Source organism: Streptomyces diastatochromogenes (assembly GCF_002242805.1).
GTDB classification, from domain to species: Bacteria; Actinomycetota; Actinomycetes; order Streptomycetales; family Streptomycetaceae; genus Streptomyces; species Streptomyces diastatochromogenes.
In genome coordinates, this window is sequence record NZ_MCGQ01000030.1 from 42,360 (window position 1) to 66,186 (window position 23,827).

Annotated in this window: 21 protein-coding genes; 11 read left to right on the forward strand and 10 right to left on the reverse strand. The window is 72.0% G+C overall.

Annotated elements, in window-relative coordinates; genetic code table 11:
• Positions 1-3 precede the first annotated feature (3 nt).
• The 5 genes from BEK98_RS31245 to BEK98_RS31265 form a co-directional block, all read right to left on the reverse strand.
• Positions 4-1,176 (reverse strand): acyl-CoA dehydrogenase family protein, encoded by a 1,173-nt coding sequence (locus BEK98_RS31245; RefSeq protein ID WP_094220076.1) that lies wholly within the window; start codon positions 1,174-1,176, stop codon positions 4-6.
• 37 nt (positions 1,177-1,213) lie between these two features.
• Positions 1,214-3,268, reverse strand: coding sequence for an acetate--CoA ligase family protein (locus BEK98_RS31250; protein ID WP_094220077.1), 2,055 nt, complete (start codon positions 3,266-3,268; stop codon positions 1,214-1,216).
• A gap of 1 nt (position 3,269) precedes the next feature.
• Positions 3,270-3,461, reverse strand: a complete 192-nt coding sequence (locus BEK98_RS31255) for a ferredoxin (RefSeq protein ID WP_094220078.1) — start codon at positions 3,459-3,461, stop codon at positions 3,270-3,272.
• Positions 3,462-3,562: 101 nt separating this feature from the next.
• Entirely contained in the window at positions 3,563-4,828 is a 1,266-nt protein-coding gene (locus BEK98_RS31260) for an NADH-ubiquinone oxidoreductase-F iron-sulfur binding region domain-containing protein (protein WP_094220079.1), read from the reverse strand.
• On the reverse strand, positions 4,825-5,253 hold the full coding sequence (locus BEK98_RS31265; RefSeq protein WP_094220080.1) for a hypothetical protein: 429 nt from the start codon (positions 5,251-5,253) through the stop codon (positions 4,825-4,827). The genes BEK98_RS31260 and BEK98_RS31265 overlap by 4 nt, the downstream gene beginning before the upstream one ends.
• Before the next feature lie 418 nt (positions 5,254-5,671).
• Here BEK98_RS31265 and BEK98_RS31270 point away from each other — a divergent pair, with 418 nt between their 5' ends.
• The 9 genes from BEK98_RS31270 to BEK98_RS31310 all read left to right on the forward strand — a co-directional run bounded on the left by BEK98_RS31270 (position 5,672) and on the right by BEK98_RS31310 (position 17,026).
• Positions 5,672-6,850 carry an aromatic ring-hydroxylating oxygenase subunit alpha gene (locus BEK98_RS31270; RefSeq protein ID WP_094220081.1) on the forward strand — a complete coding sequence of 393 codons (1,179 nt, stop codon included), beginning with the start codon at positions 5,672-5,674 and terminating at the stop codon, positions 6,848-6,850.
• 170 nt (positions 6,851-7,020) lie between these two features.
• On the forward strand, positions 7,021-8,148 hold the full coding sequence (locus BEK98_RS31275) for a polyamine ABC transporter substrate-binding protein (RefSeq protein ID WP_094220082.1): 1,128 nt from the start codon (positions 7,021-7,023) through the stop codon (positions 8,146-8,148).
• A gap of 2 nt (positions 8,149-8,150) precedes the next feature.
• Positions 8,151-9,044 (forward strand): ABC transporter permease, encoded by an 894-nt coding sequence (locus BEK98_RS31280; RefSeq protein ID WP_094220083.1) that lies wholly within the window; start codon positions 8,151-8,153, stop codon positions 9,042-9,044.
• On the forward strand, positions 9,041-9,922 hold the full coding sequence (locus tag BEK98_RS31285) for an ABC transporter permease (RefSeq protein ID WP_094220084.1): 882 nt from the start codon (positions 9,041-9,043) through the stop codon (positions 9,920-9,922). The genes BEK98_RS31280 and BEK98_RS31285 overlap by 4 nt, the downstream gene beginning before the upstream one ends.
• Before the next feature lie 3 nt (positions 9,923-9,925).
• Positions 9,926-10,996 carry an ABC transporter ATP-binding protein gene (locus BEK98_RS31290; protein WP_094220085.1) on the forward strand — a complete coding sequence of 357 codons (1,071 nt, stop codon included), beginning with the start codon at positions 9,926-9,928 and terminating at the stop codon, positions 10,994-10,996.
• Positions 10,997-11,022: 26 nt separating this feature from the next.
• Positions 11,023-12,336 carry a flavin monoamine oxidase family protein gene (locus BEK98_RS31295; RefSeq protein ID WP_094220086.1) on the forward strand — a complete coding sequence of 438 codons (1,314 nt, stop codon included), beginning with the start codon at positions 11,023-11,025 and terminating at the stop codon, positions 12,334-12,336.
• Complete coding sequence (locus BEK98_RS31300; protein ID WP_094220087.1) at positions 12,329-13,750, forward strand: aminobutyraldehyde dehydrogenase; 1,422 nt, start codon at positions 12,329-12,331, stop codon at positions 13,748-13,750. Before BEK98_RS31295 ends, BEK98_RS31300 begins: the two co-directional genes overlap by 8 nt.
• A 155-nt stretch (positions 13,751-13,905) precedes the next feature.
• Positions 13,906-14,106, forward strand: a complete 201-nt coding sequence (locus BEK98_RS31305; RefSeq protein ID WP_094220088.1) for a DUF6229 family protein — start codon at positions 13,906-13,908, stop codon at positions 14,104-14,106.
• Between the two features lie 97 nt (positions 14,107-14,203).
• On the forward strand, positions 14,204-17,026 hold the full coding sequence (locus tag BEK98_RS31310) for a type 2 lanthipeptide synthetase LanM family protein (RefSeq protein WP_208643286.1): 2,823 nt from the start codon (positions 14,204-14,206) through the stop codon (positions 17,024-17,026).
• 8 nt (positions 17,027-17,034) lie between these two features.
• On the opposite strand, the gene BEK98_RS31315 is transcribed toward BEK98_RS31310, so the two are convergent.
• The 4 genes from BEK98_RS31315 to BEK98_RS31330 form a co-directional block, all read right to left on the reverse strand.
• Positions 17,035-18,021 (reverse strand): phosphotransferase family protein, encoded by a 987-nt coding sequence (locus BEK98_RS31315; RefSeq protein WP_208643287.1) that lies wholly within the window; start codon positions 18,019-18,021, stop codon positions 17,035-17,037.
• The gene (locus tag BEK98_RS31320) at positions 18,014-18,958 is read right to left on the reverse strand and encodes a CU044_5270 family protein (protein ID WP_094220090.1); all 945 of its coding nucleotides are present in this window, start codon (positions 18,956-18,958) and stop codon (positions 18,014-18,016) included. The genes BEK98_RS31315 and BEK98_RS31320 overlap by 8 nt, the downstream gene beginning before the upstream one ends.
• Positions 18,951-19,592, reverse strand: coding sequence for an RNA polymerase sigma factor (locus BEK98_RS31325; protein ID WP_244202078.1), 642 nt, complete (start codon positions 19,590-19,592; stop codon positions 18,951-18,953). The genes BEK98_RS31320 and BEK98_RS31325 overlap by 8 nt, the downstream gene beginning before the upstream one ends.
• Positions 19,593-19,708: 116 nt before the next feature.
• Positions 19,709-21,424 (reverse strand): serine/threonine-protein kinase, encoded by a 1,716-nt coding sequence (locus BEK98_RS31330; RefSeq protein WP_094220091.1) that lies wholly within the window; start codon positions 21,422-21,424, stop codon positions 19,709-19,711.
• Between the two features lie 200 nt (positions 21,425-21,624).
• On the opposite strand from BEK98_RS31330, the gene BEK98_RS31335 reads away from it, so the two are divergent.
• Positions 21,625-22,335, forward strand: coding sequence for an FAD binding domain-containing protein (locus BEK98_RS31335; protein ID WP_094220092.1), 711 nt, complete (start codon positions 21,625-21,627; stop codon positions 22,333-22,335).
• On the opposite strand, the gene BEK98_RS31340 is transcribed toward BEK98_RS31335, so the two are convergent.
• A complete protein-coding gene (locus BEK98_RS31340; protein WP_094220093.1) occupies positions 22,336-22,914 on the reverse strand; it encodes a TetR/AcrR family transcriptional regulator in 579 nt (192 codons plus the stop codon).
• 88 nt (positions 22,915-23,002) lie between these two features.
• On the opposite strand from BEK98_RS31340, the gene BEK98_RS31345 reads away from it, so the two are divergent.
• Positions 23,003-23,794, forward strand: a complete 792-nt coding sequence (locus BEK98_RS31345) for an SDR family NAD(P)-dependent oxidoreductase (protein WP_094220094.1) — start codon at positions 23,003-23,005, stop codon at positions 23,792-23,794.
• Positions 23,795-23,827 lie beyond the last annotated feature (33 nt).

Below are 23,827 nucleotides of genomic sequence, written 5' to 3' on the forward strand. Positions count from 1 at the left end.
GTTTCAGTGGACGGGCAGGGCGAGGGCGCGGGTGCCGCGCTTGATCAGCTCGTTGGCGATGATCAGCCGCTGGATCTCGGAGGTGCCCTCCCAGATCCGGTCGACGCGCAGCTCGCGGTACATGCGCTCGACGGCGTACGAGCGGTCGTAGCCGCGGCCGCCGAAGATCTGCAGACAGCGGTCGGCGACCCGGCCTGCTGCCTCGCTGGCGGCGAGCTTGGCGGTGGAGGCCTTGGCGTGCAGTGTCTTGCGGTCGGTGTGCGGCTGGTCGGCTTCCCAGGCGACCTGGTGGGTGTAGGCACGGTTGACGGCGATGTCGACGGCGCAGTCGGCGAGCATGCCCTGGATCAGCTGGTACGACGCGATCGGCGCCCCGAACTGCTCCCGCTCCACCGCCCAGTCACGCGCCAGCTCCAGGGCGCGCTCGGCCGCGCCGACGGTGCGTGCCGCGATCATCAGGCGTTCGTCGGTGAACCATTCCTTGGTCAGCTCGTAGCCGTTGCCGACGCCGCCGAGGACGTCCTCGTCGGCCACGAAGACGTTGGTGAAGGTGAACTCGGGATGCCCATTGACCGCGGAGTGCATGAAGCGCGGGACCCGTGTCATCTCGACTCCTGGTGCGGCCTTGTCCACGAAGAACAGCGTGGGCTGCCGCTCGGGGCCGGCGTCCGCCTGCACCAGCAGGAAGTCGGCGATGTCTCCGCAGGTGACGAACCACTTCTCCCCGTTGAGCAGCCAGCCTCCGTCGGTGCGGGTGGCTGTGGAGGTGCCGGCGGACGGGTCCGAGCCCGCGCCCGGCTCGGTGACGGCGAACGCGTCGAACTTCTCCGCGCGGATCACCGGCAGTAGGTACTTCTCGCGCTGCCGCTCGTCGCCGTACGCCAGGACGTTGGCGGGTCGCCAGGGGATGTCCCAGAGGCAGTTGGTGACCTTGCCGAACTCCTCCTCGACGATGACCTGGTCGAGGAGGCTGAGGCCGGCGCCGCCCCACTCGGCGGGCATGTTGATGGCGTAGACACCGGCGTCCATGGCGGCGCGGGTCAGTTCGGTGACGAGCTGCTGCGGCAGGGGGCCGCCGGCCTGCTCGGACTGGTCCTCGTAGCGCATGAGCAGGCGCGCGTACTCGGCGGCGCGGTGCTTCAGGTCGACCTGTTCGGGGGTGTAGCGCATGTCCATGGGGGCCTCTTCGGTCGGTGGGCGGCGTGCGGGTGGGTCAGGCGAGTACGGCGCGCGAGTCCAGGGCGAGGACGCCGCCGGGCTGCACGAGCAGGGGGTTGACCTCGATCTCTGCGATCTCGGGGTGGGCGGCGGCGAACGCGGTGATCGTCTCGATGGCCGCCGCGGCCGCGGTGACGTCGACGGGCGGGCGGCCGCGCACCCCGTCGAGCAGGGCGGCGGTGCGCAGTCCGCGCAGCAGGCTCAGGGCGCGGTCGGCGGGTACGGGGGCCAGGGTGAAGGCGACGTCGTGCAGTGCCTCGGCCAGTACTCCGCCCAGGCCCACCATGGCGACCGGGCCGAAGCGCGGGTCCCGGTTGACGCCGACGATCAGCTCGATGCCGTCGGTCAGGTCGGCCATCGCCTCCACGGAGTAGGAGGAGGCGCCGAGCCGGGCGTGCATCTCGCGGAACGCGGCGAGCAGTTCGCCGGGTCCGGCCAGGCCCAGTGCCACGCCGCCCGCGTCGGACTTGTGCAGCAGGTGGAGGGCCTTGAGGACGTAGGGGCCGGTGAACTCCTCGGCTGCGGCGAGCAGTTCCGCCTCGTCGTGGATCTCCCGGGCGGCGGGGAAGGCGAGTCCGGCCGCTTCCAGGGCCCTGCGTGTCTCCATGTAACCGCTCTCCCGGAGCGGTGACGCGGCCCGGGGAAGGGGTGTGACACCGGTGTCCGGTGTGCCGGGTGCCGTCGCGGCGAGGGCGCGGGCGGCGTCCTCGGTGGCGGCGAAGACCGGGATGCCGGCCGAGGTGAGGGTGCGGCAGCTGGGGGACTCGGGGTACATCGACTGCACCACGAGGGGTTTCGCGGTGGCCCGGTGGCGGGCCGCGATGAGGCGCGCGGCCGCCTGTTCCCCGTCCGCGAGTACCGTACCGCCTCCCCCGAGCCCGCCGTCGGCGGCCGCGTAGCCGCCGAAGTAGCCGGTCATCAGGACGGCGTCGACCTCCTCGGCCGCGAGCAGCGCGGCGACGGTTTCCGCGTACGAGCCGGGGTCCTGCTCCCCCATTCCGGCGAGGTCCACCGGGTTGGCGACGGCCGACTGTGCCCACAGGGCCTCCCGCAGGTGCTGCCGCGTCGGCTCCTGGAGTTCGGGCACGGTCAGGCCCGCCGCCTCGACGGCGTCGGCGGCGACCACGCCGTGGCCGCCGCCGTCGGTGAGGACGGCGACCCGGCGGCCGGCCGACCGTCGCGCGCCGCTCAACGCGGCCAGGACGACGGTGAGTTCACGGGGCGTGGCGACCAGTTCCACACCGGCGTCATGGCAGGCCGCGGTGACGACGTCGGCGGAGGTGGTGAGCGCGCCGGTGTGCGACTGGGCGCTGCGTGCGGAGGCGTCGCCGCGTCCGCCGGTGAGCAGCACCACGGGCTTGCCGGCGTCGGCGGCCGCCTCGGCGAAGGCGCGTCCGTCGGCGAAGTCCTCCGCGTAGACCGCGATGGCGTTGGTGCCCTCGTGCCGGGCGCAGTCGGCGAGCAGGTCGACGAGGGTGACGTCGGCCTGGTTGCCGAGCGAGACGAAGCGGGAGAAGCCGAGGCCGTGCGGGCGGAAGCGGAGCTGGAGTTCGAGGGCGAGGTTGCCGCTCTGGCTGAGGAGCGCGATGCCGCCGGGTGCGAAGGTGTCGGAGGCCAGGAAGAGGTCCGTGGTGTTGTCGGCCAGGCCCAGGCAGTTGGGGCCGATCAGCACGGCACCGGCGGCGCGCACGCGTTCGGCGACGGCACGCTGGCGGGTGCGCCCCGCTTCGCCGGTCTCGGCGAACCCGGCGGTGATCGCGACGATCGCCCGGGCCCCGCACCGCAGCGCCTCGTCGACGGCGTCCTCGAAGCCGGCGGCGGGCACGGAGACCACCGCCAGGTCGACGGGCTCGCCGATCGCGCTCAGGCTGGGGGCTGCGGTACGGCCGAGCACGGTGCCGCCACGCCGGTTGACCAGGTGCACGGGGCGGCGGCCGTTCGCGCGGATGGCCTGGGCGGCGATGGCATGGCCGTACTTGGCCGGGTCGTCGCTGGCTCCGACGACGGCGACGGAGACGGGGTCGAAGAGGGCCGACAGGTCACGTCCCATGTCACTTCACCAGCCGCAGCGCGGAGTTGGGGCAGGCGGCGACGGCTGCTTCGGCAGCGTCCGCGCCGCCCTGCGGGACGTCGTGCTCGCGCACCCGCGCGTAGCCCCACTCGTCGAGTTCGATCAGCTCGGGCGCGGGTTCGTGGCAGAGGCCGTAGCCCTGGCAGCGGGTGGAGTCCAGCAGGAGTTTCATGGCGGGGTCCTTTCGGTACGGCGGGGTGCGGGGCGGGGGCGGGGCGAGGGGTCCGGATGCGGGGCCGGGGTCCGGATGCGACTTAGGAGGCCGGACGCGGCTCAGGGCACCGGCACCGTGAACCGGCGTCCGTCCTCAGGTGCCGCCCCCTCGCAGGCGGGGCAGCCAGAGCGGCGGTGGGCGTCGACGTGGTCGGGGAAGTGGGCGAGCAGGGTGGCGACGATGCGGGCGGCGGCGTCGAGCAGCCCGCAGGCCCCGCGGCCGGGCAGTTGCCGCGACCAGCGGTGCAGCTTGTCCGCCGCCTCGTCGCCCGCCTGGCCGCGAGCGACGGCCGTGAGGGTGCGGGCCAGTGCTCCGGTGCCGGAGACGCACACCCCGCACTGCCGGGCGCTCTGTGCCGCGAGGTAGGCGGCGGCCTCCGTGGCCACGGCGACCGGGCAGTCCTCCGGATGCAGGAAGTGCAGCGCCCCGCAGCCGAGGCCTCCGCCGGCCGCGCGCAGGCGGTCGTGGTCGAGGGGAAGGTCCGTCCAGCCCGTGCCGTGCAGGCCGCCGAAGAGGCCGCCCAGCAGGACTGCCTGGGCTCTGCCGTGCCCGCACAGGTCGGCGAGGACCTTCAGGTGCGTACCGGCGGGCACCTCGGCCAGCGCGGACGCGCCACGGACTCCTGAGAGGGTCACCAGATGGGTTCCGGCGACGGCGCCCGCGGCCTCGGGACGCGAGTACATCAGCGCGATGCGTGCGAGCGTCTCGACATTGGCCACAAGGGTGGGCGCGCCGCCGACACCGCGCTCGAAGGGGCGCGGGGGTTTCGCCGTGGGCAGCGCCGGGCCGCCGTCGATGCGTCGTACGACCGCGGTCTCCTCCCCCGCGACGTAGGTGTGCTCCGTGCGTACGACGTCGATGCGCAGCCTGGGGGGACACTCGGCGAGGGCCCGGCGCACGGCCCGCTCGGCGGGACCGTCGGAGAGGTACACGCAGCCGCGCTCGGCGCCGGTCATGGCCGCGACCAGGCGGATGCCGTCCAGGACCACGTGCGGCCGGTGCCGCAGCAGCCAGCGGTCCTTCACCGAGCCCGGCTCGCCCTCCTCACCGTTGGCGACGACGACAGGTGGGCCCGGTGCGTCGCGGACGGCGTGGATCTTGACCGCGGTGGGGAAACCGGCCCCACCACGGCCGCGCAGCCCCACGGCGGCGATGCGGTCGAGCAACCGGTCGAGCAGCCGGTCGGGCGCGGTCAGGGGTGCGTAGCCGCCCGCGGCCAGGTACCGGGAGGCGTCCTCGCTGCCGCCGGACAGCCAGGCGCCGGACAGCAGCGGGGCGAGGAGGCCCGGCCGGCCTTCGGGGAGGAGGGAGAAGACGCCGGTCATGCGGTGCTCCTGGGGTCGCGGTGGCTGGAGGGGACGGTGTAGTCGCGGTCTCTCAGCCGCACCAGCGCCCGTTCCAGATCCCGCCGTTGCGTGGCGGTGCGCACGTATCCGGCCCCGGGCAGGCCGATCAGCATGCGGTGGTGGTCGAGGACGACCTCACCGGCCACCAGCGCCGGCCGCGGGTCGGCGGTGGCGGTCGGCGCGGCGGCCTCGACGACCAGGTCGGTGACTTCGCTGAGGTAGCGCAGCCAGCCGCGTTGCGTGCCGCGCAGCACGAGCCGCTCGACGCGGTGCCGCTCGGCGGCGACGAGGGCCGCCGGCGGGCGGTGGTCCGCCGGGGCGCGCAGGGCGGCCACCGCGGCGGGCAGTTCCTGTTCGGGCTCCGGCGTGAGACCGAGCCAGACGAGACTTCGGCGAGCGCTCATGGGTGCCTCCGGGGGCGCACCGTCCCCGGGTGGTCCGGAGAACGGGGTGGCGCGGCGACGGCGTGGACGGGGATGCTCCGGCACCGCGACGAGAGGGGTGGGGAGCTGTGCGAGCCCGGCCGGGACCGGGCGTGGCGTGGACGGCGACGGAGGGTGTCCGGACCGGTGCGAGATGCACGGTCGTCCGCCTACCACGAGACTAACTAACTAATTAGTCAGCCCACAAGTCTTGACTTGATCCCGCCGCGGTCGCACTCTGACTAACCAATCAGTCAGCCGGATCCCGGCAGGTCCGGACGGCTCAGCCGATGCGTACGCCTCTCCTGACCCCTACGCCTCGCCTGACGCCGTACCTGCCGTCCGTTCCGGGCACAGCCTCACCGCCCATCGCCGCCGCCGCGGCGCGGAGGAGGACCCCATGCACCCCTCGCCCACCCGGGCAGCCGACACCGTCTCCGCTGCCCCGCCGGAACCGCCCCCCGAGCACCCCGGGGAAGCCCTGCCGGCCCGCTACTACACGGATCCGGCCGTCGCCGAGGCCGAGACCGAGCGCATCTTCGCCAAGTCCTGGCAGCTCGTCTGCCACGAATCCGACCTCCCCGGACCCGGCGCACGCCTCACCGCCACCGCCGCCGGCCGGGAGGTGCTGGTCGTCCGCACCGAGGACGGCGGCCTCGCCGCCCACCTCAACGTCTGCCGGCACCGGGGCACCCGCCTGGTCACCGCACCGGAGCCGTCCGGCAAGGCGATCCGCTGCCCGTACCACGGCTGGACCTACAAGCTCGACGGACGGCTCGTCGGTGCCCCCGAGGCGCGCCGGATCCCCTGCCTGGACAAGCCCCGGCTCGGACTGCACCCGGTCAACGTGGAGTCCTTCCTCGGGTTCGTCTTCGTCAACCTCGACATGGAGGCGACCCCGCTCGCGGAGAGCTGCGCCGGGCTCGCCCAGGCCGTCGGCCACTACGCCGGGCCCGGCCTCATCCCCGTCGGAAAGCACCGCATCCACGACCTGGCGGGCGGCGAGCAGCAGAACGCCAACTGGAAGGTGATCGTCGACAACTATCTGGAGGGCTACCACGTCCCCGTCGCCCACCCCGCGCTCATGCGGCTGCTGGACTACCAGGCGTACACGGTGGACGTTCAGCAGAACTACGTCCTGTTCGAGTCCCCGCTGCGCGACAAGCCCTCCTCGAACTGGACCGAGCGGCTCTACCAGCGCCTCGCGACCCCGATGCCGGGGCTGACCGAGGCCGACCGGCGCGTGTGGCGGTACGCCGTGATCTATCCGAACACGCTCATCGACTTCTACCCTGACCACGTGCTCGCGTGGACCGCCCTGCCCACCGCCCAGGACCGGGCGGCGATCCCCGGCGGCTTCTACACCCGGCACGGGGAGAGCGTCCGCACCCGGCTTGCCCGGCGGCTGAACATCCACATCGGCTGGGTCACCAACGACGAGGACGCCGAGCTGGTGGAACGCGTGCAGGCCGGCCTGACCACGCCCGGTTTCGAGCCGGGACCGCTGTCGCAGCGCGAGGCCGCCGTCGGCTGGTTCGCCCGCCGGGTCCGGGACGACCTGGAGGGGGACACCCGGTGACGCCCTCCCGCACGCTGTACGCCGTACGCCTTCCGTCGGGCTTACCCCTCTCCTTCTGAGCACACCAGCACCCTCCCCAGACCGGTCTTCACTACGGAGTCAGGGCCTCCGTGAGCCGACCAGCCGGTCCGCCCTGGACTTGTGCCGTTCCTCGACGGAGAGGACGCTCCATGTCCCCCGAGGTATCCCCACCCCCGCCCCGCCGCGCCGTGCTACGGGCAGGCGCCTACGGCCTGCTCGGTGCGGCGGCCGCGGGCTGCGGGTTCATGCCCGCGAAAACACCCGACGCCCAGCAGCTCGCCCCGGTCAAGGCGCGCGTCGACGGCGATCTCGTCTACTTCAACTGGGCCGACTTCGTCGACCCGTCCGTGTTCAAGGGGTTCGAGAAGGAGTACGGCGTCAAGGTCATCCAGTCGAACTTCGACTCGATGGAAGGCATGGTCGCCAAGCTCAACGCCGGAAACCGCTACGACATCGTCTTCCCCACCGCCAAATGGGCCCAGCGCCTGGTCCGCGGCGGCCGGCTGCGCCGTATCGACCACACCCAACTCACCAACGCGCACGCCATATTCGGCACGTACGCGTACTTCGCCGATCCCTGGTACGACCCCGGCTCCGCGCACACGGTCCCCTTCACCGCGTACAAGACCGGCATCGGCTGGCGCCGCGACCGGATCGGTGAACTGACCGGATCCTGGCGGGACCTGTGGAGCGACAAGGCCGAGGGCAAGGTCTTCCTGCTCGACGACCGCGACGAGGTCCTCGGCATGGGCGCCCTCGCACTCGGTCTGCCCGTCAGCACCGGGGACACCGGTGACCTCGACCGCATCACCTCACTGCTGAGCACGCTGCGCCCGCGGCTGCGCGGCTTCTCCAGCGACAGCTACAACAACCTTCTCAACGGCAACGCGGTCATGACCCAGGCCTGGAGCGGGGACATGGCCGCCATGCTCAACCAGGCCAAGGACCCCTCCGTGTTCGGCTTCGAGGCCCCGAGGGAGGGCACGCCGATCAACTCCGATTGCTACGCCATTCCCTGGAACGCCCCGCACCCCGGCACGGCGATGCTGTTCATCGACTACATGCTGCGGCCGGAGAACGTGAAGAAGAACATCGAGTACATCGGCTACCCGATGCCGGTGGCCGGCTCCGAGAAGACCTACGCCGAGCTGGTCAAGCCGTTCCCCGAGTGCCTGGTCACCGAGGACGACCTGAAGGCGGACCTGTTCTTCCGCAACGGCGGCCGCGCGGCGGAGGACGCCCGCGACACCGCCTGGACGCATGTGAAGGCGGGCTGACCATGGCACTCTTCCGCCCCGCTTCCCGCACCGGCCGCCGGGACACCACCGGAAACCGGATGTGGGTCTGGTTCATGCTGCCGGGCACGCTGTGGATGACCGGCTTCCTGATCGCCTCGCTGGTCCTCGTCGCCGTCCTCGCGGTCGGCACCACCGACGACCTCGGCAACCCGCGCTTCGGCTTCGATCTGTCCGGCGTACGCGCCCTCGCCGATCCCGCCTACACGGAAGTCCTGGCCCGCTCACTCGGCTACGCCCTGCTCACCTGCGCGATCTGCCTGCTGATCGCCTACCCGGTGGCGTACACCATCGCCCTGTACGGCGGACGGTACAAGCACGCGCTGATCGCCGCGATCGTCGTGCCGTTCTTCGCCAACTACCTGGTGCGGATGTACGGCTGGTCGGTCGTCCTCTCCGACGACGGGCCCGTGCTGCGCGCCCTGCGCGCGGTGGGGCTGGCCGACGGGAGCACGAAGATCCTCAACACCGGCGTCGGCGTCGTCGCGGGACTCGTCTACGGCTTCGTCGTCTTCATGATCATCCCGCTGTACGCGGCCCTGGAACGCCTGGACGTCTCCCTCATCGAGGCCGGCCGCGACCTCTACGGCGGCCCGGTCCGCACCTTCCTCTACGTCACCCTGCCCGCCACCCGGCAGGGCGCGGCGGCCGGACTCGTGCTGGTCTTCCTGCCCGCCATGGGCGACTTCGTCAGCGCACAGCTCATGGGAGGACCGGACCAGATCATGATCGGCAACCTCATCCAGGACAAGTTCTTCCAGGGCCAGAACTGGCCGCTGGGCTCCGCGCTCACCATGCTGCTGATGCTGGTGCTGCTGATCGGGATGTTCGGCTATCTGCGGCGCACCCGCAAGGACGAGGCGGAGGCCCGCCGATGACCATCGTCAAGCTGCCCTCCGCCACCGCCCCCTCCCGGCCGACCGCCCGTAACCGCACGCGGCGCGGCCGTGCCGACCGCAAGCCGCGGATCCTGATCGCGGTCACCGGCCTCTTCTTCGCCCTGCTCTATCTCCCCATCGCCGTCGTCGCCCTCTTCTCCTTCAACTCCAAGAAGTCCCTGACCGTCTTCGGCGGGTTCAGCCTGCGCTGGTACCGGGCCTTCGTCCACGACGACGTCCTCATCTCGTCGCTCGGCACCAGCCTGCGGATCTCCCTGGTGGCGATGGCCGGTTCGGTCGTCCTCGGAGTGGCGCTGGCGCTCGGTCTGGTCCGCTGCCGCACCCGGCTCGGCTCGCTGGCCGGCCTGATCATGCTGGTGCCGCTGATCACGCCGGAGATCGTCACGGGCGTGGCGTCGATGCTGCTGTTCAAGGGCCTGGGCGTGGCCCTGTCCACCGGCACGGTGATGCTCGCCGAGATCACCTTCTCCATCTCCTACGTGACGGTCATCCTCCGGTCCCGGGTGGCCGCGCTGAACCCGGAGGTGGAGGAGGCCGCGATGGACCTCGGCGCCACCCGGTGGCAGGCGGTCCGTCTGGTGACCCTGCCGGCCCTGCTCCCGGCTGTGCTGGCCAGCGCCGTGCTGATCTTCGCGCTCGTCTTCGACGACTTCGTCCTCGCGTACTTCACCACCGGCGTCGACCCCCAGCCGCTGTCGGTGCGGATCTACTCGGCGATCCGCTTCGGGGTGCAGCCGACCATCAACGCGGTCGGCACGCTGATGCTCGCGGGATCCATCGCCCTGATCGCCCTCGCCCTGTTCATCCCGCGCCTCTTCGGCCGCCGCGGCGGCCTCGACATCCTCTCCGGAGAGTGATCCATGGACGCGACCCCCGCAGTCCGGCTCGACGGCGTCTCCAAGCGGTTCGCCGACTCCTCCGCCGTCCACCGTCTCGACCTCGACATCGAGGCCGGCCACTTCTTCTCCCTGCTGGGCCCCTCCGGCTGCGGCAAGACCACCTCGCTGCGCATGATCGGCGGGTTCAGCGACCCCAGCGAGGGCTCGGTGCTGCTCGCCGGTGAGGACGTGACCGCGCTGCCGCCGAACCGGCGCAACGTCAACACGGTCTTCCAGAGTTACGCGCTGTTCGACCACCTCAGCGTCGCCGACAACGTCGCCTTCGGGCTGAAGCGCCAGGGCGTCGCCAAGGCCGAGATACGGCAGCGGGTCGGCGAGATGCTGGACCTGGTCCAGCTCGCCGGCCTCGCCGACCGCAGACCCCGTACCCTCTCCGGCGGCCAGCGGCAGCGCGTCGCGCTCGCCCGCGCGCTCGTCAACCGTCCGGCCGTCCTGCTCCTCGACGAACCGCTGGCCGCCCTCGACCTGAAGCTGCGCCGGCAGATGCAGGTCGAGCTGAAGCAGATCCAGCGCGAGGTCGGCATCACCTTCGTCTTCGTCACCCACGACCAGGACGAGGCGCTGACCATGTCCGACCGGATCGCGGTCATGAACGAGGGCCGCATCGAACAGTGCGGCACCCCCGAGGACGTCTACGAACACCCCGCGACCCGCTTCGTCGCCTCCTTCATGGGCACCTCCAACCTGATGACCGGCACCTACCGGGCAGGTGAGGTCGCCCTGGAGCAGGGGCCCGCCCTGCCGGTCGGCGCCCGGACCGGCATCGCGGACGGCACCGCCGTGAGCGTGTCGGTGCGCCCCGAGAAGATCTGGCTGTCGGACTTCGAACCGGGCATGTCGATGCTGCGCGGGGTGATCCGCGAAACCGTCTACAGCGGCCCGACCACCACGTACCTGATCGAACTCGCCCCGGGCGTCACGCTGTCGGTGCTGGAGCAGAACACGGCCCGTGCGCGCATGGAGGACCGCTGGAGCGGCGGCGAGACGGTGGAGTTCGGCTGGCGGCCCGAACACTGCCTGGTCCTGGCCTGACCCCATCCCTCAAGAAAGCGAAGCTGATGCATCACGACGTGATCGTGCTCGGCGCGGGTCTTGCCGGGCTCGCCGCCGCCCGGGACCTGGCAGCCGCCGGCACCGACGTGCTCGTCCTGGAGGCCCGGGACCGTGTCGGCGGCCGGGTCGAGCAGACCCGCACGCCCGACGGCCGTACCGTCCAGCTGGGCGGCGAAGTGGTCGGCCATGCCCACACCGCGTACCTGCGACTCGCCGAGGAACTCGGCCTGGAGCTGGTCGCCAGCTACGTCGCGGAACCCGGCCGTATCACCCGTTCCACACCCGAGGGTCTCTCGGCCGGCGACCCACCGCACTGGTTCGGCCCCGGCGACCTGGCCCGACACGAGGAACTCGGCAAGGAGTTCAGCGAACTCGCCGCCACGGTCGACCCCGACGATCCCTGGTCGCACCCGGAGGCGACCGCCCTGGACCGGCTGTCCGTGGCCGACTGGCTGCGCTCCCGCCACGCCACACCCGCCGTGGTGCGGCTGTGGGACATCGGCCAACTGGCCCTGGCGGGAGGATCGTACGAGCGCATCTCGCTCCTGGCCGCGCTGCGCAAGAGCGCGGCGGTCCCCGGTACGGGCGACTACGACTACGACAACTGGGAGGGACTCCGGCTGGCGGAAGGGTCGGCCACCCTCGCCGAGGTCATGGGCCGCGAGCTGGGGCCGCGCATACGCCTCGGCTCGCCGGTCGCCGCGCTGGACATACGCCCCGGCGACTGCGCCGTACGCCTCGTCACCGGCGAAGTCCTCACCGCGGCGGCCGTGGTGAGCGCCCTGCCCGTGGGACCGCTGCGGTCCGTCACCGTCAGTGGCGTGAGCGAGGCCCGGCTGGCCTCCCTGCACCGGCAACGCCAGGCGGTCGCCGCCAAGTTCGCCGCCGTGTACGACCGTCCCTTCTGGCGCGCCGACGGGCTCAACGGCCTCTCCGAGACCGAGGGGGTCCTGGGCAGCACCTGGCCACAGAACGAAGGCGTCCTGTCCGCGCTGATCCCGCCCGAACGCTACGGCGTCCTGCTCGGCACCCCGCCCCATTTGCGCACGCCCGAGCTGCTGGCGGAGATGGCCGCCATGTTCGGCGACGAGGCACAGCGGCCGACGGCCTGCCATCTGCGGCTCTGGGGCACCGACCCGTGGACCCAGGGCTACGTCACCCAGTGGCCGCCGGGCGAGGTCATGGCGGTAGGCCCGCTGCACGGCACGCACGAGCCACCGTTCTACGTCTGCGGCTCGGACCAGTGGGTCGCCGGATACATGGAGGGCGCGGTCCGCACCGGCCGCGCCGCCGCCGGGGAGGCGCTGCGCCGTGGCTGACCACGCCCGTCTCAACCACATCGACGGCAAGGAGGTACCGGCCGCCTCCGGTGCCACCGTGCGGCTGGTCGACCCGGCCACCGGACTCCCCCACGGCACGGCCCCGCTCTCCGGCCCCGAGGACGTGGACGCGGCCTGCCGTGCGGCCGAGCAGGCCTTTGACGGCTGGTCGACCACGACTCCGGCGCGGCGGCAGACCGCACTGCTGCGCATCGCCGACGCCCTGGAACGGGAGGCCGGCGCGCTGGCAAGCGCCGAGGTGGCCGACACCGGCAAGCCGCGTGCCCTGTTCCTGGCGGACGAACTGCCCGCGGTCGTCGACGTGTTGCGGTACTTCGCCGGGGCCGCCCGGAACCTGCCGGGCGCCGCGGCCGCCGAGTACACGCCGGGCCGCACCTCGGTCCTGCGCCGAGAGCCGGTCGGCGTCTGCGCGCAGATCACCCCATGGAACTACCCGCTGATGATGGCCGTCTGGAAGGTCGCCCCCGCGCTGGCCGCCGGCAACACCGTCGTCCTGAAACCGTCCGACACCACGCCGTCGTCGGCCACGCTGCTGGCCCGGCTGGCCGCCGAGCATCTGCCGCCCGGGGTACTCAACGTGGTGTGCGGCGACCGCGACACCGGGCGCGCCCTCGTGGCCCACCCGGACGTCCGGCTCGTCGCCGTCACCGGCAGCGTCCGCGCCGGGCAGGAGATCGCCGCCGCCGCGGCCGCTGACCTCAAACGGCTGCACCTCGAACTCGGCGGCAACGCACCGGTGTTGATCCACGCGGACGCCGATCTCGACGACGCGGTCGAGCAGTTGTCGTCGCTGGCCTTCTACAACGCGGGGCAGGACTGCACGGCCGCCACCCGGATCCTCGTCCACCACCGCGTGTACGAGACCTTCCTGGACGCCTTCGCCGACCGGGCCGCACGGCTGCTGCCCGGCGACCCCGACGACGAGCACACCGACTTCGGCCCGCTCGCGAACGCCGCCCAACTCACCCGCGTGCGCGGCCTGCTGGAGCGGATCCCGGACCACGCCGAGGTCGTCACCGGGGGCGGCGCCCTGGACCGCCCCGGCTACTTCCACCAGGCCACGGTGGTCGCCGGAGCCCGGCAGGAGGACGAGATCGTACGGAGCGAGGTGTTCGGCCCGGTCGTCACCGTCCAGCCCTTCACCGAGGAGTCCGAGGCCTTCCGGATGGCGAACGCCGTTCCCCAGGGGCTGGCCGCCAGCGTCTGGACCCGCGACCACGACCGGGCCATGCGGGCGAGCCGCGCGCTGCACACCGGCATCGTCTGGGTCAACACCCATGGCACGACAGTCTCGGAGATGCCGCACGGCGGTGTGCGCCACTCCGGTTACGGCAGCGACCTGTCCCTGACCGGCCTGCTCGACTACACACAGGTCAAGCACGTCATGTTGTGAGCGGGACGGGCACACGTCGTACGCCTCAGTTTCCTACAGGAGGCATCAGGATTCCCGCACGACTGTGGCCGGATTGCGCATCTGACGGGTGTTCGAACATCGCGATACTCAGGGCTGGGCGATCCGCCCCAAACTCCCGCCTTCGGAGGCCACAGATGCCCCAGACCAGTGTTCAGACCGCAGCCGTGCTCGAAGCCTGGCTGTCGGGCGCCGAGAGCGCTTTCGGCCAGCTCAACCCCGCCGGGCCGCTCTACGTCGGCGGCGCCGCCGCGGAGGCCGCGCTCACCGACCCGAGCGACTCCCTCTACGGCTTCTGTTCCAGCCCGAGCGGGTCGCACGGCAGCTGGTGCTGCTGATCGTCCACGGTGCCTTCGGGCCCCGACCGGGGAACCGCGCGCTGCTCGCGCGGTTCCCCGCGTCTCGTTCGGTGAGGTCGAAGAGGGAGGGTGGAAGGTGAGCGGATCGACGCCGGACGGCGTGGACGAGGCTGAGTGGTTCGCCGGGCCCGTACGAGGCATCGCCCGGCCGTGGCGGGACGACCTGGCCCGGCGCCTGGCGGCCGTGACCGCCCTGGACCGGGTCGAGCGGGACGTGGTGCTGGAGGCCGGGCACACGGCCCTGCTCCGGTCCTTGCACGCCAAACTCTCCCGGCTCCTCCTGGTCGAACTGCACGCGCTGCGCCTGGCAGGGGGCGCCGGTCCGGACGCCGGCGGTGCGGCGGACACGCGAACGTGGGCCGCGTTCATCGAGCAGGCCGGTGCGGAGGGCTATCTCGGCAAGCTGGCCGGCCGGTACGCGAGTGTCGGCCCGCGGATCGCTGCGGTGGCACGGATGTCGGTGGCGGCGACGGCCGGGTTCGCGCAGCGGCTCGCCGCGGACCGCGAGCTGCTGCGACCGCTGCTCGGGGGACCCGCGGGGCCGGTGCACGCCGTGACGTTTGGGGCGGGCGACAGCCACCGGGGCGGCCTGACGGTGAGCCGGGTCGATTTCTCCGGCGGAAGCGTGATGTACAAGCCCCGGCCGTCCGAGGCCGACGTGGCTCTGGGCGCGTTGCTGGACGAGCTGTTCACGGACTTCCCCGGTGCCCCGGCGTCGGACGAACGGATCCGGGTGCCGCGGACGGTGGCGTGCGAGGGGCACGGCTGGGCCGAGTTCGTGCACCACCGGTACTGCGCGGACGACGTCGAACTCGCAGCGTTCTACCGCAACGTGGGGCACTGGCTGGCCGTCCTCCGCTTCACCGGAGGCACCGACATGCACGCCGAGAACATGATCGCCGCGGGCCCGGTGCCGGTGATCGTGGACGCCGAGACGCTCTTCGACTCCCCCGCCCCCTTCCCGCCCAGCGGCCGGGGCGACGCGGTGGACGTGGCAGCGGCGGCCATCCGGCGAACGGTGCTGCGCACCGGACTGCTGCCCGTGCGCGGCACCGGGTTCGCGCTCGGCGGCGTGGACATCTCCGGGGTGGGGGCACTGCCCGGCCAGCAGCCGCTGATCCCGAGCCCGGTGATCGCGGACGGCGGCACCGCGGCGGCCCGTTTCCACGTGGACCTGGTGGCGATGCCCACCGCGGGCAACCACCCGAGCCCGACCCCCGTGCTGAGCGCGTACTGGGACCGGATCCTGGCCGGCTTCCGCGAGATGACCGCGCACCTGCACCGACCCGGCGTGGACCCGTACCGTCTGCTGTCCCGCTTCGAAGGCGCGCAGGCCCGCCGGATCCTGCGGCCGACCCAGGCGTACGTCGACATCGGCCGCATGCTGTGGCATCCGGCGTCGTTGCACGACGAGGCCGCGGCCGTCGAGCGGGCCCGGGACATCCTGCGGCGCAACGCCGAGGTGCTGCCCGGTGCGCCGACGGAGCGCGCGGCCATCGACGGTGAGATCGCGGACCTCCTGGCCGGTGACGTGCCGTTGTTCGGCTTCACCGTGGACGCGGCCGCCGTACGGAACACGGTCGAGGACTGGCGCACCGCCGATCTGGCGCTGGAGGAGTCGGTGATCCAGGACGCGCTGGTCGGCGCGTACCTGAACGAGCGTTCGCTGCCGGCGCGGGTGCAGGAAGCCGCCCGCGACCCGCACGCCCGTGACCGGGAGCGGCGCCGCCGGGAACTGGCCGCACGGATGGTCCGGCGGCTGTGCGACGGAGGGGTGCGCGGCGAGGACGGCACGGTGACCTGGATCAGCCCGGTCTTCACCCCCGCGGGGTGGTCGATCAGGGTGCTGCCCGCCGACCTCTACACCGGGCAGGGCGGCGTGGTGCTGACGCTCGCGGAGTACGCGGCCGAGGTGCGCGCCGGGCGGGCGGAGGAGGTACCCGGCGTCACCGAGACGTTAGAGGGCGCGCTGCGCGTCCTGATGAGCACCGAGGACCGGACGCCGACGCCGTCCGCCGGGGCGTTCAGCGGTGCCGCGTCGCAGGTGTGGACGTGGCTGGCGCTGCACCGGGTGCTCGGTGAGGACCGGCTGCTGGAGCGGGCCGCCGCGCGTGCGGTGCTGCTGGAGGGCCGACTCGTCGAGGACGACGTCGAGGTGGATCTCCTCAACGGAGCGGCCGGTGGCATCGTCCCTCTGCTCAACCTGGCCAGCGCGACCGGGCAGGAGCGCTGGCTCGCCGCGGCGGCGCAGATCGGCCGTCGGCTGACCGGCCTGGCCACGGTGGACGCGAGCGGTGCCCGGTGGACGACCCGGCTCAACCCGGAGGGCATCGGCGGCTTCGCCCACGGCGCCACCGGCATCGGCTGGGCGCTGACCCGGCTCGCCCTGAGCGACGCGGGTGCCGCGGCCGAGCGGCACGGCTGGGCCCACCTCGCCGAACTGGCCTTCGCCTACCAGGAGTCCCTCTACCAACCGGACCACGGCAACTGGCTGGACGTCCGCATCGGCGCCGAGGAGGACTTCTTCACCAGCTGGTGTCACGGCAGCGCGGGAATCGGTGTCGGCATGCTCGACCTCCACCGGCGCACCGGCGATCCGGCCCACCTCGACATGGCCCGCCGCGCCGCGCGGGCCTGCGCGGCCGAGGGCTTCGGCTGGAGCCACACCCTGTGCCACGGCGACCTCGGCCTCTGGCAGTTCCTCACGTCCATGAACGTCGGCGACCCCGCCGACCTCGACGGCGAGATCCTCACCAGCCTCGAACAGCGCGGCCCGGTCGGCGGACTGGCCCGCGAGGCGTTCTCCCCCAGCCTCATGTCGGGCCTGTCAGGAGTCGTCCACACGCTCCTGCGCATGCACCGTTCGGCGTCCCTGCCGGATCCCCTTGTCCTCGACTGACCCGGGGATCAGACCACGGCGACCAGGGCCAGCGCCTGCTCCAGGTTGTGCTCGGCGATGTCCGCCATGGCCGCACGGTGGGGGAAGTCCCCGTCGAGCAGCCGTAGCGGACCCGCCGTCAGGGACAGGCGCTGGGCGAGCGTGTAGAGCGCGAGCCGGTCCTCGTCCAGGCCGTCCACCGCCAGCGGACGGTAGGCGTCGTGCAGCCGGATCCGCAGAAAGACGTGCTCCCACTCGACGTCGAAGTACATCGAACCCTCGATGTCGATCGCCACGGGGTTCCCGCCCGCGTCGACCAGCACGTGGTCGGGGCCGAGTTCGCCGTGGACGACCGCGTACTCGGCGCGCGGCCGCACCACCGCCGCGAGATCCGTCAGCCGCTGCTCCAGCCGGTCGCGGGCTCCCGCGATCCGCGGATCCCGGGCCGCCGCCTCGGCGAGGTCGCGCAGCGCACGGTCCAGGACGACCCCCTCGCACGACGTCCCCCGCGAAGTGCCTCCCGCGTCGACCACGGCCACCTTGCCGTACCCGGACGCCCGATGACCCCGCATCGCCTCCAACGCCTCCCCCAGCCGGTCCAGGACGGGGGCGGCCGCACTCGGGTCACGCGCGAGGAGTTTCTCCAGGTTCTCGCCTGGGACGTCCTCGACGATCGCGAGGTCGCCCGGGCCGTGGGTGCCCTCGCGATCGACGAGACGGATGGCCGGGACGCGGACGCCGAGCGCGTCCAGCCGGGCGTGCGCGGCCTCGAACAGGTCGAGCCCGAGGCCGGGCGAGAACGGGTCGGTGAGGTCGTTGTCGCCCTCGGCCGCGGGCCAGTAGTTCTCGGCGTCGTGCCACAGGTAGGCGACAGCCGTGGTGGCGTCGTCCATCACCAGGCGGTACACGCCCTTCTTGCTGCCGCCCGCGACCCGCTCGACCGCCGCCAGCCGCCGCCCGCCGCCCAGCGCGGCCCGAGCCGCCCCCGCCAACCGGAGTTCAGAGATCTCAGTCATGCTGTCCGATACGGTCGACCACCTGAGTGTCCTGCAGAATCCTGGTCTCGTAGTACCAGTTGCTCTGCTTCCACTCGCCGTGCACCTTCTTCGGACTGCTCCCCTTGGTGCGCAGGCCCAGGTAGTCGTACGTCTTGCGATCGAAGAGGAACGTGAACGTCGTCTTGGGGTACGAGACTCCGACGGCGGACCGGCCGGCCACGTCCACGTCGTCGTAGTCCAGGCGGATCCGGGGAAGCTTCGCCAGCGCTTCGAAAGCGCCGGCCTGCAGGCCGGGGGGCATCACACGAGGTCCCATGAGCAGCATGGATCCTTCGAAGAACGCGTACATGTCGTTCTGGGTCGTGCTTGGCCGGCCCATCCTGAACTGGGCGAGGAGCTTGTCGGGGTCCGTCGGCATGGCCTTGAGCTTCGAGTAGACGGTGGGAGGCCAGCGCACCTCGTGCTTGCCGAGCGGCGGATCGTGGTGGATCTTCCCGTGCTCCTGACGCAGGGACGGCTTGGAACCGTCCACCGACATCCAGCTCTCGTCGATCCACGTCCTGGTCTTCCCGCCCTTGACCGGCGTCTGCGTGATGTACGTCTTGGTGTAGAAGTACTGGTCGTTACGCGGAATAGGCAGATCGTTCCCCGCGGCGCGTGACCTGTCAGCGGCCTTCTGCAGCACCTCCGTCGCGCTGATCGCACCCAGACGTGGCTTGTCGTCGTCCTTGGCGTCGTGGGCCACCAGGACGGTGACACCCACCGCCGCCGCGGTCACGCCGACGAGCGCGGTACGGAACACGAGTCGTCGGCTGAGTGCACGCCCACGGGATGCACCACTGCGGGACTCCTCGACCATGGCGGCTCCGAGACGGGCTCGGGCGGCGGCGCGGGCCTCGTCGGACAGCCTGTGCTGGTCCGTGTCCCATCCCCGCACCATCGTCAGTTCATCCATGATCGGTCTCCTTCTGAGGCGCGGTCGAGGTGGTGAGGTCCGGTCCGCCCAGTGCCCGTCGCAGCTTGGTGCGGGCCCTGTGCAGGCGGGAGCGGACGGTGCCGACGGGCACGCCGAGGGCCTGCGCGGCCTCCACGTAGTCGAGTTCTCCCCAGGCGATCACCAGCAGCACGTCCCGGTGGCGGGCGGGCAGTTGGGCGAGAGCCCCGGCCAGAGTGCCGTGCGTCCCGGCGGCGCTCTCCGTGATCCCGTCCTCAGGACCGGCGTGGTCCCGCTCCGAGGACAAGGACGCCATGCGCGACAGCGCCCGCAGCCGACGGGCCTCGTCCCTGCGGTGACGGCCGATCAGGTTGGTGGCTATCCCGTACAGCCAGGGCCGCGCGTGCGCGTGCGACGGGTCGTAGCGCCGACGACGCTGAAACGCGATCACGAACGTCTCCGCCATCAGGTCGTCAGCCGTGTCGGGGCCCAGACGTCGTGCGATGTAGCGGTGGATGTCGTCGGCGTGGCGGTCGAAGATCACGGCGAACGCGTCGGGCGTCTCCCAGGATCGTTCGATGACCGAGCCGTCGGAGTCGCCGCTCGCGTCCGTCGTCGGGGCGAGAGCGGCGCCGGTGTCCGGCAGCAGTGTCACGCCTTACCTCTGTCATTCATGTCGTATCCCTCGAAAGCCGTGTCGTGGTCACCTCCTGTTCGCCGATGCCGGCCTTCGAGTTCCACTCCATCAAGTGACCTGCCTCACATGCCACATCACTTTTCGTTGGGCATGACGTTGAAGACCTTGCCCTGTTTGTCCGCCTGGAGGTAGCCGGTCTGTCCGTAGGCGTTGGTGAGGTAGACGGACATTCCGGGAGGGTCACCGAAGACGTTGCCCGGAAGGGTCACCGACAGGTAGCGGGTCTGCACGTCATCGACCTTCAGTTTCCGCTCGGCTTCGGCCAGCAGGGCCGGGACCTTGTCCCAGTCGAAGTCGTCCAGGCTGACGGGCTTCTCCTCACCGCTGAGCGTGTCGCTGATGATGCCCTTCTGGACTCCCTGGCCGGGGCGATAGGTGTACGAGTCCTCCTTGGTGTCGCTGCCCTTCACCATCAGGTCGGCGGAGACGTATTCCGGATACACGACGAAAGACCCGAACCGGGTCCGGCCGGTCTGCTGCTTGAACGCGCTGATGGCGGTGCGGATGCCGGCCGGAGTCAGCAGGTTCCCCTTGGTGCTCGCCGTGGCGCCGGTCGACTCCTTCGCCGACGGCGTGACGTCCGTGGCGGTCGAGCCGCCGCCCGACGGCGACCTGGTGGTGGAGTTGCCGGTCGCGCCGGAACCGGACGCCTTCGAGTCTCCGTCGGGGAGCAGCGTCCACACGAGCACCCCGGCGAGCGCGACTCCGGCGACGGGCAGGCCCACCAGCGTCCAGCGCCGGCCACGGTCCGGCCGTACGGGGACCGTGGCGGACGCCGGGCGCGCGTCCTGTGGGCCCTGGGACGTCGTCGGGGCCGGCGGAGCACCGTACGGCCCCCCGGACATGGCGGGCGCGGGGCCGAAGCCCGTGGGTGCCGTGGCAGGCCCGGGAACGTACGGTGCCGACGGGGGATGCAGTTGGTAGGAGGTGGGGGACTCGGGTTCGCGCGCGGCGTCGGCCAGCATCCGGTCCAGCTGCTCGGCGTCGGGCCTCGCGGCGGGGTCCCGGACGAGGACCCTCATCAGGGCGTCCCGCAGCGGACCGGCATGGACCGGGGGCGGGATGTCGTCGCTGAGGACGGCTGCCAGGGTGGCGAGTGTTGTGCCGCGGCGCAGCGGATGCTCGCCCTCCACGGCCGTGTAGAGCATCATCGCCAGCGACCACAGGTCCGAGGCGGGACCACCGTCCTTGCCGGAGACGCGTTCGGGCGCCATGTAGTCCGGGGTGCCGATGACCGACCCGGTGGCCGTGAGAGTGGTGGCCTCACGGATCGCCGCGATGCCGAAGTCCGTCAGTACCGGACGGCCGTCGGGACGCAGCAGGACGTTGGCCGGTTTCACGTCGCGGTGCTGGATGCCCGCCTGGTGCGCGGCGCGCAGCGCGGCCAGCACCTCACGTCCGATCCGTGCCGCTTCCTGGGGGGACATCGGCCCGCGCGCAAGGCGGTCGGCCAGGGAGCCGCCGGTGACGAGTTCCATGACGATCCAGGGGTAGCTTCCCGGGCCGCCGTCGACCACATGATGGATGGTCACCACATTGGGGTGGTCGACCCGGGCCAGCGCGCGTGCTTCCCGCAGGACCCGCTCGCGCAGCGTCCGGGCGGCCTCCGGATCGTACTCGGCGAGGTCGGGATCGGGTGGCCGCACCTCCTTGACCGCCACGCTCCTGTGCAGCACCAGGTCCGTCGCGCGCCAGACCATGCCCATACCGCCACCGCCGAGCCGTGCTGCCAGCTCGAACCGCCCGTCGACAACCCGTCTACCGCTGTTGTCGCTGCCCTCTCCGTTCATGCGCGGGAGCTTAGTTGCCGCCGTCGTCCCCATGGGGACCAGCCCCCATGCCTGTGCGAACGGGCTGCGAGGACGCCCGGCATGCTCATGTGAGCCCTGTGTGCGCCCCGGTCCGTGCGGCAAGAATGCGCCATGCCGATGGGCGGGTGTCCGGTTCACGGCCCCGCCGCTCAACTCCCCAGAAAGGCAGGTCGGCTGCGATGCTCTTGCGACAGCCCAGCTCCGTGTCCGAGGCGCAGGAGTGCCTGGCCGAGGGGGCCGTGCCGATCGGCGGGGCGACGCTGGTGTGGGCCGAATGGCAGCGCGATGGATTCCCCGAACAGGCCATGTCGTTGCGCGGCCTCCCGGAGGCCAATGTCCTCGGGCGCGAGACGCTGGGCGCCGCCGTGGTGCTGAACCGGATCGACGACCGGGTCCCGGACGTCATACGCCTGGCCGCCGCTTCGGTCGGGACCGGCGCCGTGCGCCGGACGGCGACGGTCGGCGGCAATCTCGTGGGCAGTACGCTGCGCTGCCTGCTGCCGGCGGCTCTCGTCCTGGACGCGCGGGCGTCGGTGCTGGGACCCGAAGGCGTCCAGGAGATCGATCTGGCCGAGGCGATCGCCAAGCGTCCGCTGCTGCTGAGCATCCGTTGGCGAGAGCCCGTCGCCACCGCCTACCGCAAACTGCCGGCCGAGGCGGGCGGAGCGCCGCCGCTCGTCGTCGCCACGGCTCTGCACGCCGACGCCGACGGACAGCGCCGCCTCCGTGTCGCCGTGCGCGACGGATACGACGTGGTCAGCGGCAGCGCCACCGGCGACACCGGTGGCGAGGACGCCGTACGGGCGCTGCGGCGGACGGCGCTCGGTGATGTCCCGTCCGCCGCATGGGAGATCATCGGCGAACAGGCGACGGAGTTGCTGCGTCGCTGATCACTGCGGAGGCAGACTGCCTCGCGCGAGCAGCAGGAGGGCGTCGACCAGGTCCTCCGCGGGGCTGCCGGTGGCCAGACGCCGCAGTTGCAGCCCCATCACCAGGGCGACCGTGGTGGCCGCCAGGCGTTCCGCGTCCGGCACGCCCAGAGCGGTGAGGATCTGCGCGGCGAGCCGGTCGTAGGCCCGGAACGCCTCCGCCGCCGCCTCGCGCAGTCGCTCGTCGCGCCCGGCGTGGATGTACAGCTCGAAGGGCGCGAGATGGGCGCTGTCCAGCGCCGTGCCGCACGCGACCTGGCCGGCCAGGGACGCCGCGTCCTGGACGTCGATGTCCTCGGTCTTGCACTGGTCGGCCAGCTCGGTGAAGTACCGCGCCTCCTCGCGTACGAAGTGCAGCAGGCTCTCCCGCAGCAGATCGTGCTGGGTCTCGAAGTGGTACGTGACCGAGCCGAGTGACACTCCGGCTTCCTTGGCGATGCGCCGGTTGGTGACCGCCGCGACCCCGCCCTCGCCGATGATCTGCAGGACGGCGGTGATGATGCGCTGGCGCGTCGTGGCGGAGGGGGCGGCGTTCGGCATGCCATGCATTGTTCCATCCGCGTTCCGGTGGACAGTCCCTCCCGCCCCCTCTACTGTTCGTTCGAACGAACAGTACGGGAGGATAGTCGTGCACATTGCCGGGGCAACTGTTCTGCTGACCGGGGTCACGGGCGGCATCGGTGGGGCGCTCGCCGCCGAGATATCCGCTCGCGGCGCGGATCTCATACTCACCGGCCGGCGGCGCGAGGCGCTGGAGCCGCTCGCCGACCGCTACGGAGCGCGAACGATCCTGGCCGATCTCGGCGACGCCGATGACGTGCTCCGCCTCGCGGAGGAGGCCGCCGGGACCGACATCCTCATCGCCAACGCCGCCCTGCCCTCCAGCGGTGACGTGCTCGACTACACGCCGGAGCAGATCGACCGGGCGCTCGCGGTGAACCTGCGCGCGCCCGCGATGCTCGCGCGGCTGCTCGCTCCCGCCATGGTCACCGCCGGGCGCGGGCACATCTGCTTCGTCGGGTCGCTGTCGGGAATGGCGGCCACCAAGTCGTCGTCGATGTACAACGCGACGAAGTTCGGGCTGCGCGGCTTCTCGCTCGCCTTCCGCCAGGACCTGCACGGCACGGGCGTCGGTGTCTCGATCGTCCAGCCGGGCTTCGTACGCGAGCTGGGGATGTTCGCGAACACGGGCTCGCCGACGCCCGGCGGGGTGCGGACCGTCGCGCCGGAGCAGGTCGTCAAGGGCGTGACCCGGGCGATCGAGCGTGATGTCGCCGAAATCAACGTGGCCCCGGTCGAGTTGAGGTTCCTCACCAAGATCGCGTCGCAGTTCCCGGGATTCGCGGAGCGGGTGCAACGGCTGGCCGGGGCGGAGCAGACCATGAACACGATCGTGGCGTCCCAGAAGCCAAGCCGGTGAGGCCCGGAAGGAGCCGGTGAGCCCCGGGACGGA